The sequence below is a fragment of the Brevibacillus porteri genome, assembly GCF_003013475.1.
Lineage (GTDB): Bacteria > Bacillota > Bacilli > Brevibacillales > Brevibacillaceae > Brevibacillus > Brevibacillus porteri.
Genome location: NZ_PXZO01000017.1, coordinates 245122 through 259348, shown reverse-complemented (window position 1 = coordinate 259348; position 14227 = coordinate 245122). Strand labels below are relative to the sequence as shown.

Annotated in this window: 15 protein-coding genes; 12 read left to right on the top strand and 3 right to left on the bottom strand. The window is 48.0% G+C overall.

The genetic code is table 11. The features are described 5' to 3' along the window. The first annotated feature begins 3 nt into the window (after window positions 1-3). Window positions 4-2184, top strand: coding sequence for a polysaccharide pyruvyl transferase family protein (locus C7R92_RS10765; RefSeq protein WP_106834247.1), 2181 nt, complete (start codon window positions 4-6; stop codon window positions 2182-2184). Between the two features lie 62 nt (window positions 2185-2246). Here C7R92_RS10765 and C7R92_RS10760 read toward each other — a convergent pair whose 3' ends face one another. Further along, window positions 2247-2435: a small acid-soluble spore protein H gene (locus C7R92_RS10760; protein WP_069848211.1), complete on the bottom strand. Its 189-nt coding sequence runs from the start codon at window positions 2433-2435 to the stop codon at window positions 2247-2249. Window positions 2436-2580: 145 nt separating this feature from the next. Here C7R92_RS10760 and C7R92_RS10755 point away from each other — a divergent pair, with 145 nt between their 5' ends. From C7R92_RS10755 to C7R92_RS10735, 5 genes are all read left to right on the top strand, one after another. Continuing rightward, window positions 2581-3057 (top strand): MarR family winged helix-turn-helix transcriptional regulator, encoded by a 477-nt coding sequence (locus tag C7R92_RS10755; protein ID WP_106834246.1) that lies wholly within the window; start codon window positions 2581-2583, stop codon window positions 3055-3057. 76 nt (window positions 3058-3133) lie between these two features. Continuing rightward, window positions 3134-4318, top strand: coding sequence for an ArsA family ATPase (locus C7R92_RS10750; protein ID WP_106834245.1), 1185 nt, complete (start codon window positions 3134-3136; stop codon window positions 4316-4318). Next, window positions 4315-4509 (top strand): hypothetical protein, encoded by a 195-nt coding sequence (locus C7R92_RS10745; RefSeq protein ID WP_106834244.1) that lies wholly within the window; start codon window positions 4315-4317, stop codon window positions 4507-4509. The genes C7R92_RS10750 and C7R92_RS10745 overlap by 4 nt, the downstream gene beginning before the upstream one ends. Before the next feature lie 30 nt (window positions 4510-4539). Then, entirely contained in the window at window positions 4540-4890 is a 351-nt protein-coding gene (locus C7R92_RS10740) for a DUF6463 family protein (RefSeq protein ID WP_106834243.1), read from the top strand. Between the two features lie 113 nt (window positions 4891-5003). Further along, window positions 5004-5555 carry an NADAR family protein gene (locus C7R92_RS10735; RefSeq protein WP_106834242.1) on the top strand — a complete coding sequence of 184 codons (552 nt, stop codon included), beginning with the start codon at window positions 5004-5006 and terminating at the stop codon, window positions 5553-5555. Between the two features lie 109 nt (window positions 5556-5664). Here the strand turns inward: C7R92_RS10735 and C7R92_RS10730 are convergent, their stop codons facing one another. Both C7R92_RS10730 and C7R92_RS10725 read right to left on the bottom strand, forming a co-directional pair. Further along, window positions 5665-6822, bottom strand: coding sequence for a serine hydrolase domain-containing protein (locus C7R92_RS10730; protein ID WP_106834241.1), 1158 nt, complete (start codon window positions 6820-6822; stop codon window positions 5665-5667). A 279-nt stretch (window positions 6823-7101) separates the two neighbouring features. Then, on the bottom strand, window positions 7102-7701 hold the full coding sequence (locus tag C7R92_RS10725) for a hypothetical protein (RefSeq protein WP_106834240.1): 600 nt from the start codon (window positions 7699-7701) through the stop codon (window positions 7102-7104). Window positions 7702-7914: 213 nt separating this feature from the next. On the opposite strand from C7R92_RS10725, the gene C7R92_RS10720 reads away from it, so the two are divergent. The 6 genes from C7R92_RS10720 to C7R92_RS32835 all read left to right on the top strand — a co-directional run bounded on the left by C7R92_RS10720 (window position 7915) and on the right by C7R92_RS32835 (window position 14212). Beyond that, a complete protein-coding gene (locus C7R92_RS10720; protein WP_069848194.1) occupies window positions 7915-8637 on the top strand; it encodes an amino acid ABC transporter ATP-binding protein in 723 nt (240 codons plus the stop codon). 50 nt (window positions 8638-8687) lie between these two features. After that, window positions 8688-9500 (top strand): ABC transporter substrate-binding protein, encoded by an 813-nt coding sequence (locus tag C7R92_RS10715; protein ID WP_069848192.1) that lies wholly within the window; start codon window positions 8688-8690, stop codon window positions 9498-9500. A 65-nt stretch (window positions 9501-9565) separates the two neighbouring features. Next, complete coding sequence (locus C7R92_RS10710; protein ID WP_017252169.1) at window positions 9566-10255, top strand: amino acid ABC transporter permease; 690 nt, start codon at window positions 9566-9568, stop codon at window positions 10253-10255. A gap of 27 nt (window positions 10256-10282) precedes the next feature. After that, a complete protein-coding gene (locus C7R92_RS10705) occupies window positions 10283-11014 on the top strand; it encodes an IclR family transcriptional regulator (protein ID WP_106834239.1) in 732 nt (243 codons plus the stop codon). Between the two features lie 129 nt (window positions 11015-11143). Continuing rightward, window positions 11144-12193, top strand: a complete 1050-nt coding sequence (locus C7R92_RS10700; RefSeq protein ID WP_106834238.1) for an ornithine cyclodeaminase family protein — start codon at window positions 11144-11146, stop codon at window positions 12191-12193. Window positions 12194-12226: 33 nt separating this feature from the next. Then, entirely contained in the window at window positions 12227-14212 is a 1986-nt protein-coding gene (locus C7R92_RS32835) for an aminotransferase (protein ID WP_106834237.1), read from the top strand. The last annotated feature ends 15 nt before the right edge of the window (window positions 14213-14227 follow it).

The following is a 14227-nucleotide window of genomic DNA, read 5'->3' as shown; positions in this document are numbered from 1 at the left end:
AATTTGAATAGCAGTAATGATTGCATCTTGATGGTGCTGGATAATTTGGGGACAGGCGGAACCGAGACACATGTTCTTAGCATAGGCAAAGCGTTGCAAAAAAAGGGCGCCCAACTGTTTAATGCTGGCGGGAACGGCCCCCTCTATCAAGCGTTTGTCGATGCAGGTTTTTTAGTTGAACGAATCGACTCCGTATGGGAACCCCTCTCGGCACGCGGGCAGCATTTGATCGAGAGTTACCAGGGGGTTATGAAGAAGCATGGCATTAGCATCGTCCATGTGCATCAGACTCCTTCAGGCTTACTCGCCGCTACTGCCGCTAATCAGTTGGGCATACCCGTCGTATTTACCTTGCATGGCACGTACTATCCAAAGGATGAAGCGATAAAAGTGGCACAGCTCTGTTCCGCTGTCATCAGTGTGAGCAAACCTGTCCAACTATTCTGGGAAAAGCTAGGGGTGAAAACCACACTCATTTCCAATGGGATTGATGTGGAAGATTTCCGGCCTGACTCTGTAAAAATGGTGAAGCTGCCTTCCTTGCCGTCTGATGCCACAGTGGTGACATATGTGAGCAGGCTGGCTTGGCAAAAAGCAACGGTGTGCAACATGGTGTTGCGAGCAACCAAAACATTGCGTAGTGAAATCCCCAACCTGCATATCGTGGTGGTGGGTTCGGGTGCCCAGTCCATTCATGTACATGAGCTGGCAAAAGCGTTGAATAAAGCAGCAGGGCAGCCCTATATCCACATGGTAGGGGAGCAAACCGATGTCCGACCGTATTACGCAATCAGTGATTTGGTGATTGGAACAGGCAGGGTCGCACTCGAGGCGATGGCGTGTGGAAAGCCTGTGCTTGCGATCGGAAATCATGGCTACGTCGGTTTGGTCGCGCCTTCGTCTTACGATTTGGCTTGGGACTGTTACTTCGGTGACCACTCCTCTGTGCAGAAGCCATCTCCTCAGTTGATCGATAGCGCTCTGCGTCAAGCGTGCCGAAACCGGAGTCAGTTGAAGGAAATAGGAGGTCTAGGAAGAGCATGGGTCCAATCCAATTTTCATATCACGCAGAAATGTGCCTCCTTACTTACCATCTACGCTCAAGTGAAGAATGGGGGAGGTCAGACGAATATGAAAAAAGTCTTGTACGTAGGTTGGCTAGGGTTCAAAAATTTGGGTGACGAACTGATGTGGCATGCCTTTCACGATTTGTCCCGAAAATATCTCGACCCAGCAAAATACAAGGTGATTCCTTCGCTGCCAGGGGTTGACCTCAACGATTTAAGCGAATATGACACCGTCGTTTTGGGGGGAGGCTCGCTTCTTGTCCCCGGTTATGTGGATGTAGCCTATCGAGCAGTTGAACAGAAAAAGCGGCTATGGATCTGGGGGAGCGGATTCGATTCACAGGATAAGGTGCAGCTCGATTCCTCTGGCATATTAACGACGAAGCTCATGACAGGCAATGAAAAGATGAGCGAGACGCTGCAAAAAATCGCGGAACACGCTACGTTCTTTGGTGTACGAGGACCGGTTACTCTTCAATACCTCCAGCAAGCGGGAGTAGGCAAAGCATGGATCAGCGGAGACCCGGGAATGCTGCTCCTTCCTGCATCACCAGCAGCAGAGGTAGACAAAAGCAAGCGATTAACCATTGGTATCAACTGGGGGACATCCTATAATCGCATCTATGGGAAAAACGAGGACGCCGTAGAGGATGCGCTGGTGTATGCAGCCAAGAGGCTCATCAAGTTAGGCTACGATATCCATTTGCTGACGATGTGGGGACCGGATCGGGAAGCCATAAAAAGACTGCACAAAAAAATCGGCGATCCAACGCATACGATCCTCGACTTGGAGCTACACGACCATTCAAAAATGCTGGAGCTGATGAAAGGGTTTCAGGCGACGATTAACTTTAAGCTGCATGCCAATGTGCTGAGTGCCGCTGCTGGAGTTCCATTCGTCTGCTTAGCGTATCGCATCAAAAGCATCGACTTCGCTTACTCCTTGGGTCTACCGGAGCTCCTTGTCTCCACAGATGAGCCACTATTAGCGGAACGAATTCTCATTTGTACCTGGGATGCAATCGCACGCAGGGAGCAGATCGCAGCAAAAATAGCAGCCAGTCAAAAAAAGATGATGGAGCATTTGGAGCAGCCGTTTATCCAAGGTCTGCTGTAAATCAAAAGGGGACCTGTGATTCGCTACAGGTCCCCTCCTTCATTCATGAAAAGTGACGAAAATCAGTACTCACCGTGCTCCCGCAAGCTGGCTACAGGAACACTCATCTCCTGATCCGGCTGATTGAGCGGGTAAATCCTCGCCATGTCGTTGTCATCATCGATGTGCTGGATGTATACGGGTATTCCATCGCAGGTAACATTCGCCATAACGGGTGAAGAGGCGATTTCTTTCGCGCGCTGTTTATTCATTTTGATTCCTCCTGTCATTCGTAACAGCCTTAATATGTACGTCAGCCCAGCAAGGTATACTTTTTGCGCCTGTTGACATTCCCTAAAATATGTAATAAATTGAAGAGGAAATTACTACGAAATCGTACTAAAAGGAGTCACCGGTATGCAGCAACTATACGACCTCTTTCTGAAAACCGGTTTGCGTCCGTTCGCTTTTATGTCTGATACGATGCAGCTTGAAGAAAAACTGACTCGCTCCGATTTGTCGACTCTCCTCATATTGCTGTTCCGCGGAGATTTGACCATGTCAGAGCTAGCGCAAGAGATGGGGGCGCCGCTTAGTTCGATGACCAGCATCGCGAAACGGCTTGAACGCAAAGGATACATCGCGAGGGCGACCTCTGTAGAGGATCAACGGGTGAAGCTCGTCACACTGACACAACCAGGCAAACAGCTCGCAAAAGAATCGGAGCAAATGATGTTGGCGATGCTGGGCAGGCTTCAGGAAGCATTTACACCGGAAGAAATGGAGCAATTCACCACCCTTTTACTCAAGGCAGCCAAGGTATTTCAGGATGGAGGACCTGTCAAGCCGCGCGAAACAAAGGTTCGTTCCGTCAAGATCAACATTGAGGAATAGTCGGTTCGAGCCTGCTTCTTTTTTTGTCTAATTACTACGAAAACGTATTAAATGGATCGTGAAGGAGAGAGTCGAGATGAGAATCGTCATTTATACCGGAAAAGGTGGGGTTGGGAAGACGAGTGTCGCAGCAGCAACGGCTGTTAAGCTGGCAAAGCAGGGAAAGAGGACGCTCGTACTCAGTACGGATGCCGCACACAGTTTGGCAGATTCATTGGGGACTGTGATCGGACCAGATCCCGTACCAATCAGCGAAAATTTATGGGGCCAGGAAGTAAATAGCTTGCGGGAAACCGAGCGCAACTGGGGAGCCGTTCAGGGATGGCTGACAACACTGCTCGACAAAGCACAGCTGACTGATATAACAACGGAGGAGATGCTCGTTTTTCCTGGTATGGAGGAATTGTTCAGTTTGCTACAGATCAAGGAACACGCCATGAGCGGGCAGTTCGACGTCCTGGTAGTAGATTGTGCCCCAACCGGAGAAACACTACGTCTGCTCAGTTATCCGAACGTATTGAATTGGTGGTTGGAGAAAATTTTTCCGACGGAGCGCAAGCTGATCAAACTCGTTCGCCCAGTGGCCAAGATCGTCAACAAAGTGGAACTTCCTTCTGATGATGTGCTAGACAGTGTCGAGCAGCTCGCTCGGGGGCTGGAGGAAATGCAACGAATTGTTTTGGACCCAGAGATTACATCAGTGAGGATCGTCGTAAACCCAGAAAAAATGGTGCTTGCGGAAGCAAAGCGCTCGTTCACGTACTTGAATCTGTTCGGGTTCAATACGGATGCGATCATTGTGAATCGGGTGCTTCCGGATGAAGCGGGAGAAGGATTTTTTGCCCACTGGCGAGAGCTGCAACGAAAGTATGAGAACGAAATCGTGGAAAACTTTCAGCCGCTCCCGATTTTGAAAGCACCAATGATGCCAAAAGAAGTGATTGGGTTGCCCATTCTAGAAGAATTGGCTGACATCGTTTTTGGAACAGAAGACCCATCCGCCAAGCTTTATCAGGGCAGAACGGAACTGATTCGAGAAGTCGACGGCGAGATGCATTTGGAGCTGACGATTCCTTTTGTAGATAAAGCAGCCTTGGATTTAACGCAAACAGGGGATGAATTGACCGTAAATGCGGGTGCCTACAAGCGAAAAGTCATCTTGCCACGAGTATTAATGGGACGACAGGTTACGGGAGCGAAATATGCGGAAGATCGGCTGATCATTCGTTTTAGCGCAAGGGAAGGGGCTGCCCAACATTGAGACGTACTGGATTGAATCGGGTGCTGACGATTTTCGGGAATATGGAACAGCATGAAACCAAGCGACATGTGAAAAATGCCTGCAAAGAATGGCTACTCGCATCGCGGTCAGTGATCGACAGCATGATCGATGCGTTACAGGATGAACAGGAACGTCCGAAAGCTCATAAAATCAACATTTCCAAGGAATAGAATAGGCCAAATTGAGAGGAGAGAAATGACATGGTAAATGGGATCAAGCGCCAAATGGGTTTCACTCTCATCCTGACAGGACTGCTGCATACGGTTGTCGGACTTTTTTTCTACGCGGAGCCACTTCAGCAGATCGTCGCAAATGGCTTTTGGAATGCGGTAGGGCGAGAGGAAGATGCTGCTTTCTGGTTTATGATGTTTGGCTTTTTGTTGATTTTACTCGGATATATGGCGGATTGGGTGATGAAAAAGAAGGGAATGGAGCCGCCGGCTACCTTCGGGTGGACGATTCTTGGCATATGTGTGGTCGGGGTGATTGCCATGCCTGTATCGGGCTTCTGGCTAGCCTTACCACAGGCAGGCATCTTGCTTCGCAAGTGATGTAAGAAATTTGCGGATAGGTAGATGGTTCAGATAAAATGAATGTACCATTTTCCATATGTTTCAATATCCGAGGATGGGATTGTCTATAAAAGAAAGATGGGGATAACACGATGGAGCACATGTATAACGTCCAAACCTTAATCAAAGAATCGCAAAAAAACAGAGTGAAATACTTGTTCTTTTGGGGACATACACAGAAGGAGTCAGGCACTATCGATAAATCATGCTTCAGCCAATGGTATCCGGCCGCTTTTGTAGAGGACGGTATCACGTACTTGACCGCTGAGCATTACATGATGGCGAAAAAGGCTGAGCTGTTCGGTGATCTTGCCATTCGTGATGAAATACTCAGGAAAAGCCATCCAAAACAAGCGAAGGAATTGGGACGAAAGGTTCATTCCTTTGACGAGGCTGTGTGGAATGCGAACAAGACAGCGATCGTTCGCCAGGCAAACCTATTAAAATTCAGCCAGCATGCCGATTTGAAAGAATACCTCTTGGACACAGGTGACCGCATTATTGTGGAAGCGAGTCCTTATGATCGGATATGGGGAATCGGGATGGCCCACGATCATCCGCATGCGGAACAGCCCGAAAAGTGGCGGGGAGAAAATCTGCTCGGCTTTGCATTGGTGGCAGTCAGGGAGCAGTTACGTTCGTGATCCAGGTTGCCCATCTTTTTTGGGGGGAGCAAAACAGAAATAGACGTACAAATACGCCATTCTTTCCTATGATTATTCAGAAAGAATAGCGTATTTTTTCCTTTTTTACCTACTTGCTAAATTCTGCAAGTAACATATTTTTAAAGCTAGCTTTACCCAAATTGTTCAAATTGACGGTTAACATATGCTTGCCTCCAAGTGTACCCCCAACAAGAGTAATAAACCCTGGAATGCTACCTGTATGTCCCCATATCGAAACACCGTTTGGAAGCTTAGTTTCATAGATTCCAAGACCATATCCGCTGATTTCAGCACTTCCTGTAGGAACTGTAGTAAGCATTTCTTTTAATTGCTGTTCCTTCAGTAATTTGCCACTGAGTAAGAAAGAGAAGAATTTATTTAAGTCGTCGGCAGTAGAAATCATATCCCCAGCCGAGCTAGCTATACTTGGGTTATAATAAGTAACGTCTTTTAGCTCACTTGCTCTGTCTGGATGGAAATATCCACGGGCATGGTTGGTGCCTGGAATAACGCTCGAATTGCCAGGTAGGAATGTATTCGACAATTCAAGCGGTTCAATAATCCGATTTTCAATCTCTTCCGCATAGCTGTTTCCGGTTATTTTTTCAATAAGGATACCCAGTAATACGTATCCTGTGTCTGAATATGACCAGCCCTTTCCTGGGGCAAAGTCTGGAGGCAGAGAAAGCCCAATCTTTACTAATTCTTCAGCGGTATATGATTTTTTTGCATTCATCATATCAGCATCTTTGGATCTTAAGTACTCAGCGATACCACTTGTATGGTTCAATATCTGCCGGATAGTAATCTGGTTACCATCATATCCGTTTCCTTGAATGACACCAGGCAACCATTTTTCGATGGAGTCGTCTAGATTCAGGCGATTCTCTCCAGCTAATTGAAGTACAACTGTTGCGGTGAACGTCTTCGTCACGCTGCCAATGCGAAAGCGAAAATCTGTTTCCATTGGTTTCTTAGTGCTCAGATTCGATACCCCAGCGGCGTAACCCCATGTTTTTCCATCCTCATAAGTTTTAGCGAGTATCCCCGGGTTTCCAAGTTGCAATATATCCCGCATTGCTTGCTTGACGGAATTACGATCTCGTTGAGTGCTTGTTTGTAACGAACTAGATACATTTTGAGTGGGCTCTGCTTTTACAATTGAGGTTGGCGTTATGTATAACAGGGAACTTCCAGCTATTAAAAGGGCCAGACTTGCAAATGTAATTTGACTACGTTTTTTCATAAGGCATTTCTCTCCTCTATTTATAGTGTATAGGTGATTGCTTGTTCTTTTCCTTGAAACACTCTTGTTAAATGGTTTGTTTTTCATATATAAGTCATATCTGTTCCGCCTTTCACGCCGCGTTGTTTTTTTATCATACAGAATGAAAATCTCTTTTTTCTTACGCATTCCTTACAAATTACTTATGTTTAAAATAGCTTGACATTGTGCTGCATTACAATTTGTCTTTACACGAAAAAGTGGTTGAGCAGACATCGTGCTGCTCAACCACTTTTTTCTTTATTGCACAGAAAACGCAGCTTTGACCTGCTCCAAAGACATAACCATTTGCCCATATAGCTTCCCGTCCGGAGTTGCTGGATCATACGGATTGGACTGAGGCAAGGAAACGACGTATACCAGCCCATGTGTTTGTGCCAGTACATCACCCAGCGGCGGTCCTTCCAATTTGGACAGGTGATTCCAATGTGGTACCGTCATGACAAAAATGGTGAGGAGTGAGGATCGCTCCTCCTTTCGTTGATTGGGAGCGAACATAAAATGTGCTTCGTATTTCGTCGGCACATCCAGCTTGCCCTCCAGTGGCTGTTGGCGAGGGGGGCGCTTAGTCGTCGATGAGAACTCCTCCACGATGTAATTTCCGGTCCAAGAGGGAGGGATGGCAAACGTAAATGATTCGGTGATCGGGATCGGCACCGTGAACTGATTGTTTATGGTTCGACCTTTGATCTCATCGGTTGTCGGTCTTTTGACTTCCCACTCAGGGTCAGATGGAGCCGCTTGCTGTGGCGGTGGCGCTGCTTGTGGACCTGTCAGTGAACAGGCGGAGAGCAGAAAAATGAGGATGAGTCCTACATAGAAGTACGTTGCTACTTTCATCACGGTCCTCCTTTATGTATAAAACACTTCCGCTTATTCATTCCACGCAAGGAGGAAAACTATTCCATAGTCTTATCGTGAATATTTATTCAATAAAACATATTTTTCTTGAATATCAGAAAATATATAATTATAATTTAAATCAGAAATCATTTCCGGTATTCGGAAAAATTAATGCGCAATTCATCCGGGACATAAATGGGGGATAGCAGGATGATTGAGGTTAAGCAGCTTGTCAAATCTTTTGGCCCGTTAACCGTGTTGAAGGGCGTTACGCTCACGGTGGAAGAAAAGGAAGTTGTCGTCTTGCTTGGAGCCAGTGGTTCAGGAAAAAGTACTTTACTCCGATGTTTGAATTTTCTGGAATTTTATGACAGCGGAGAGATTCGAATCGGTGGTCAGCAAATTGATCCACACAAGACGAATCTGAATCAGTTCCGCGCCGAGGTCGGTATGGTTTTTCAGCACTTTAATCTGTTTCCGCACAAGACCGTTTTGGAAAACTTGATCGAGGCACCTGTTCACGTCAAAGGGATGAATGTAGCAGAGGCCAAACAATTAGCGTACGAGCTCCTAAAAAAAGTGAATATGCAGGATAAGGCCGATGTCTACCCGGACATGCTCTCTGGTGGACAAAAGCAGCGGGTTGCCATCGCCCGGGCGCTTGCGATGAAGCCGAAGATCATGCTTTTTGATGAGCCAACCTCTGCACTCGATCCCGAGCTCGTCGGTGAAGTGCTACAGGTCATGAAGCAGCTCGCCAAAGAAGGAATGACGATGATCGTCGTGACACATGAAATGGGGTTCGCTCGTGAAGTAGCAGATCGGGCGGTGTTCATGCACGATGGGCAAATTCTGGAGCAGGGACCACCGAGTGAATTCTTTGAGAATCCGCAGCATGATCGTACCAAGCAGTTTTTAGGAAGCATCCGTTAAAATCCGCTACATCTAAATAATATAGAGATGAAAAACAGGGGGAATCACCAATGAAAAAACGTGCAAAATGGTCCGGAATTTTGTTGTCCACGGTTCTAATGGGCTCGCTGCTACTCTCGGCTTGTGGATCACAGGCAAGCGCACCGGCAGCAGGTGGACAAGCTTCTGGAGACGGTGGGAAGAAAGATTTTACGTACGCTATGAGTGGCGTGTACAAGCCGTTTAGCTTCAAGGAAAACGGGCAACTGACTGGCTTTGATGTAGAAATTGGACAAGCGCTGGCAGAAAAAATGGGCATGAACGCAGTGCCGATCACCAATCCATTTGAAACGATCATCCCCGGTCTGGACGCGAAAAAATACGACGCTGTCATCGGGAGCTTGACCGTCACACCTGAGCGTCAAAAAGCTGTTCTGTTCACCAATCCGTACTACCGTTCCGGTTCGCAAATTTTCGTGCAAGAGGGCAATACCACCATCAAGAGCAAAGAAGATTTGAAGGGCAAAAAGATCGGCGTAGTAAAAGCATCCAACTACTTGGACTGGGCGAAAAAGCTGACCGATGAAGATAAAATCACGCAGTATGATAGCGATATCACCGCTTTGCTCGACCTGCCGACAGGACGCCTCGATGCCGTGATTACCGACCAGGTAGTTGGCTTGCGATTCATTAAAGAAGGCGGCGGAAAAGTAATTGACGTAGGCGAACCACTGAGCTTTGACGAGCAAGCGATCGCTGTGCGCTTGGGTGACCAGGAGGCAGTAGATCGCCTCAACAAGGCGTTGGACGAGATCGTTAAAGACGGTACCTATGAAAAGATCAGCCAAAAATGGTTTGGCCGCAATATCCTGCAAAAACAGTAAGTGGGCAACGGGGTGTCCCTGATGGACGCCCCCCTTTTTAACGCTTCATGTGAGGAGGATTGCACGTGATTATTGATATTTTTCTATCCAGTTATCCCCTTTTTCTAAAAGCGACATGGCTCACAGTTCAGTTGACGGCAGTTGCCCTGATGCTCGGTTGTGTGGTAGGTCTTGTCATTGCCTTTTTCCGGATATCCGATAACAAAGTATTGAACTACATCGCACACGTCTACATTACCGTCATTCGCGGGACGCCTTTGATCGTGCAAATTTGTATTCTGTACTTCGGCTTGGCAAATTTGGTGACGCTCTCGCAGTTTTGGGCAGGAGCCATCGCGCTGGCAGTTCATAACGGTGCGTATATTGCAGAAATTTTCCGAGGCGCCATCCAGTCCATTGACCGTGGGCAGATGGAGGCATCCCGATCACTTGGAATGTCGTACCCGTTGGCGATGCGCAGAATCATTTTGCCACAGGCGTTCCGTCGGGCGATCCCATCACTTGGCAATCAGTTTATCATCGGGCTCAAAGACTCATCACTGGTCGCCTACGTAGGGATGCAAGATTTATGGGGAACCGGTCTGGGTGAAGCAGCCTCCAACTACAAGCAGCTAGAGACTTATATGGTCGTAGGCTTGTACTATCTCGTATTGATCATGATCTTCTCATATTTCGTAAACAAACTGGAAGCACGATTAGCCAGAGGCAAAGCCCCCAATAAACAAGCGAAAGACAACACGAGTGTGGCGGCGTAACTCTTAGTCATGGAGGACGAAAGAAAGATGGTTCAATCAGTCGAACGGGCGATGAAAATTATTCGGGTACTGATTTCAGATGAAAAACATGCTTGGCCGATTTCGGAGCTGGCGAGCGCAACGGGTCTACCAATCAGTACGCTCCACCGTTTTCTCGAATCTATGATCCAGTTCGGATTGGTTGAACAGGACCCAGTCACCAAGCATTACAAGCCGGGATATACGTGGATGGAAATCGGTTTTATCCTGCATGAAAAGCTAAACCTGCGGGCTGTGGCGAGGCCTTTCATGGAGGAGCTGGCGAATGAAGTCGAGGAGAGTATCTTCCTCAACGTATTGGCGGGGACGGATTCGATGCCGATCGAAAAAGTAGAAAGTCCACTGAAAATACGCATAGACGAGAACCTGGGGGAGCGGATTCCTCTCACAATCGGCGCCCCTAGCAAAATCATTCTCGCGTATTTGAAGCAGGATGCGATCACGAAAGTCGTTTATGCCCAGCTTTCGCCAGACAAGCAGCCATCATTTTTGGAGCAGCTGAGTGAAGCGAAGAAAAGTGGCTATGCGATCAGCTACGAAGAGAAGACGGAAGGCACCATGGCAGTCGCTGCTCCAATCATCGGCTACGGAAATCAACTCGTCGGAGCGCTCTCGATCAACGCCCCGTGCTTTCGGGTGACAGAAGATCGATTGCCCCTACTCATCGAAAAAGTGAAACGCCAAGCTATGACGATTTCGGCAAGAATCGGCGGCGCATAAGTTAACCCTCCATTCCAGCATCTGTGGATGGAGGGTTTGCTTTTTTTATAGTAACCATTAGATCTTTCAATTTTTTCGCCTCGAAAAACTGTGTTAGTGTGAAAGAAACAGTGGGGAGGGGAGAGAGACATGTTTCCATTTCGCGTGATTAATCAGGAAACAACGGAAGATGTGCTGGATATGGCCAGTGTCATCGAAGTGGTAGAGCAAGCCTATCAAATGAAATCGAGTCAGCAGGCGACGTTGTTTCCACTCATTTTTCATGAGTTCGTAGAGGGCAGAGCCGACATGGATATCAAATCCGGTCATTTGCCGCAAGCCGATATATTTGGACTCAAGCTCGTCTCGTGGTTCGGTGACAATGACAAGAAAGGTCTGCCACAACTAGTCGGTACTGTGATGGTAGTAGACAGCCGAACTGGCGTACCGCAGGGGATTTTGAGTGGTGAGCACATTACTTGCATGCGTACGGGAGCTGCCGGAGGAATCGGTGCAAAGTATTTGGCACGTCCCGAATCGGAGAACCTGCTGATTGTCGGGACGGGACATCAGGCTCCTTTTCAAATCATGGCGACACTGATGACGATGACAGAGATCAAGCGGGTGTACATCTGCAATCCGCGATCACCAGAAAAGGCGCAAAGCTTTGCCGCCAAAATCAAAGAGAACCTCTTGACCAGATTCGTCTCCAAGTATGCGGGAGAAGAGTACGAGCGATATGCCTGCCGTTGTGACGTGGAGTTTATCGCGGTGGACAATCTCGAAGAAGCGACTAGACAAGCAGATATGATCATCACAGCAACCCCTTCACGTGAACCGATGATCCAAGCGGAGTGGGTAAAGCCGGGGACGCATATTACCTGCATAGGGGCAGAAATGGAAGGAAAACAGGAAATCGATGAACGGCTTTTTGCAAAAGCGCGCGTCTTCGTTGATGATGTCGGACAGGCTGTACGGGTGGGAGAGACAAAGGTAGCTGTAAAAAAGGGGCTGATAACAGAGGGCGATATCGCAGCAGAGATTGGCAATGTCATCCCCGGTCGTGCCCAAGGAAGACAACAGGTAGAAGAAATCACGATTTTTGATAGCACCGGGATCGCGTTCCAAGATTTACTGACAGCTGCACACATTTTGAAAGTGGCGGATAAGCGCGGTGTAGGAACGATCGTTGATCTGTAAGGGTGAAAGGATAGGATTAGGAGGGGAACGACGATGAGAATTGCACCTTTTAAAGTAGAAGAATGGATGAACGCCTACGAGATGGAGGCTGTTTACAATATTGCCGAAACATGCGTCGATTCGCTGACGGTAGAAGAGTTGATCCGCCTTTCCGATGAGCCGGAAGATTTTTTCCGCGAGATGGCCCAGAAGAAGCTGACGTACGGTCATATCGAGGGTTCGCCGGAATTCCGCAGCCTCGTCGCGAGTATGTATCAAACGATGAAGCCGGACAACATTTTGGCGATGAACGGGGCGATCGGAGCGAATTTTCTCACCTTGTTCTCGCTCGTTGCGCCTGGTGACGAAGTAATTACCGTTCATCCAACGTATCAGCAAATTTATTCGGTACCGGAGTCGTTCGGAGCGCAGGTCAAGCTGCTCAGACTTTTGCCGGAAAATGATTTTTTGCCTGATCCAGTTGAGCTGCGCTCGCTCATTACAGACAAGACCAAGCTGATCTGTATCAACAATCCGAACAATCCATCTGGAGCTTTGATGGGTGAAGGGTTGCTGCGAGAAATCGTAGAGATTGCCCGCTCCGTAGATGCTTACTTACTGTGTGACGAGGTGTATCGAAATTTGCACCAAGACCCGGAGGTTGTGGTACCATCTATCGTCGACTTGTACGAAAAAGGGATTGCGACAAGCAGCATGTCCAAAGTGTTTTCATTGGCGGGCTTGCGTCTAGGGTGGATTGCAGCACCTCAGGATGTGATCAAAAGCTGCTTCCAGCACCGCGATTACACGACCATCAGCTGCGGGATGCTGGATGATATGCTGGCTGTCCATGCACTGAAAAACCGCGACAAGATCATGGAGCGCAGCCTAAAGATCGTGCGGGACAACCTGCAGATTCTCGACAAGTGGGTAGCGAAGGAGCCGTTGGTCTCTTACGTCAAGCCGCAGGCTGGAACAACCGCAATGCTCAAGTACGAGCTGGATATCCCTTCGGAAACGTTTTGCATTGACCTGTTTAAAACGACAGGGGCGTTTTTGACACCAGGCAGTTGCTTCGACATGGAAGGGTGGTTACGAATCGGGTACGCCTGCTCGACAGAAGTGCTTCAAGTAGGTCTATCAAAAGTATCGGAGTTTTTGGAGTCACGCAATCTGAAGACATTTCAGGTCGTTGCCGAGCATTTGAACTTGACGAAGGCTGCAGAGCAACTCGGATACAGCCAGCCTACGATTACACTCCAGATTCAAGCATTGGAGCGGGAGCTGGGTCATCCTTTGCTGAATCGGGTAGGTAAGCGCACGTTTTTGACACCGGCCGGAAAAATAGTGAAACAACATACGGATCAGCTTTTCTACGTTCTCCAGCACATGGCGGAGGGACTTAATCACTTAGACATGCCTGTAGGACCGCTGGTCGTGGCGGCCCCGGAGTTTTATTGCATCCAATACATGCCCCAAATTCTGAAAGCATATGTAGAGACACATCCACAGGTCAATTTGCAGGTGATTTCATGCACCAGTCAGGAGACTTTGAAAAAAATACAAGCCCACGAGGCGGATATTGGGATCATTGCGGGCATCACCTCGCAACCAGGTATGGATTCCAGCGTCGTGGACTTGGAACAATTCACCTTGATTGCTTCTCCTGATTTGATGAAGGACAAAACACTGGCAGAGGCTCTCGTGACCTTTCCTTTTTTGTCTTATCAGGAGGGGTGCAATCTCGATGAATTTATTACCCAATGCCTGTTGGAGTTAAACTACATCCCACCCTCAGTCATTAAATGTAGCAGCGAAGAAACGATCAAACGGTCAGTCCTGAATCAAACAGGCATAGCCCTGCTCAGTAAGGTTCTAGTGGAAAAAGAGCTTCGAACAGGAGAACTAATGGAGCTGTACCGCTTTTCCAAGAAAGCAGAAACATCGCTGGTCTGTCTGGGTCGCCGAAGAGAAGAGCCTGCAATCCAGACCTTCATGGAACTGGTCAAAGACATCTGGTTATCCGTAAGAGAAGAGTAGTCATGACAAGGGGCT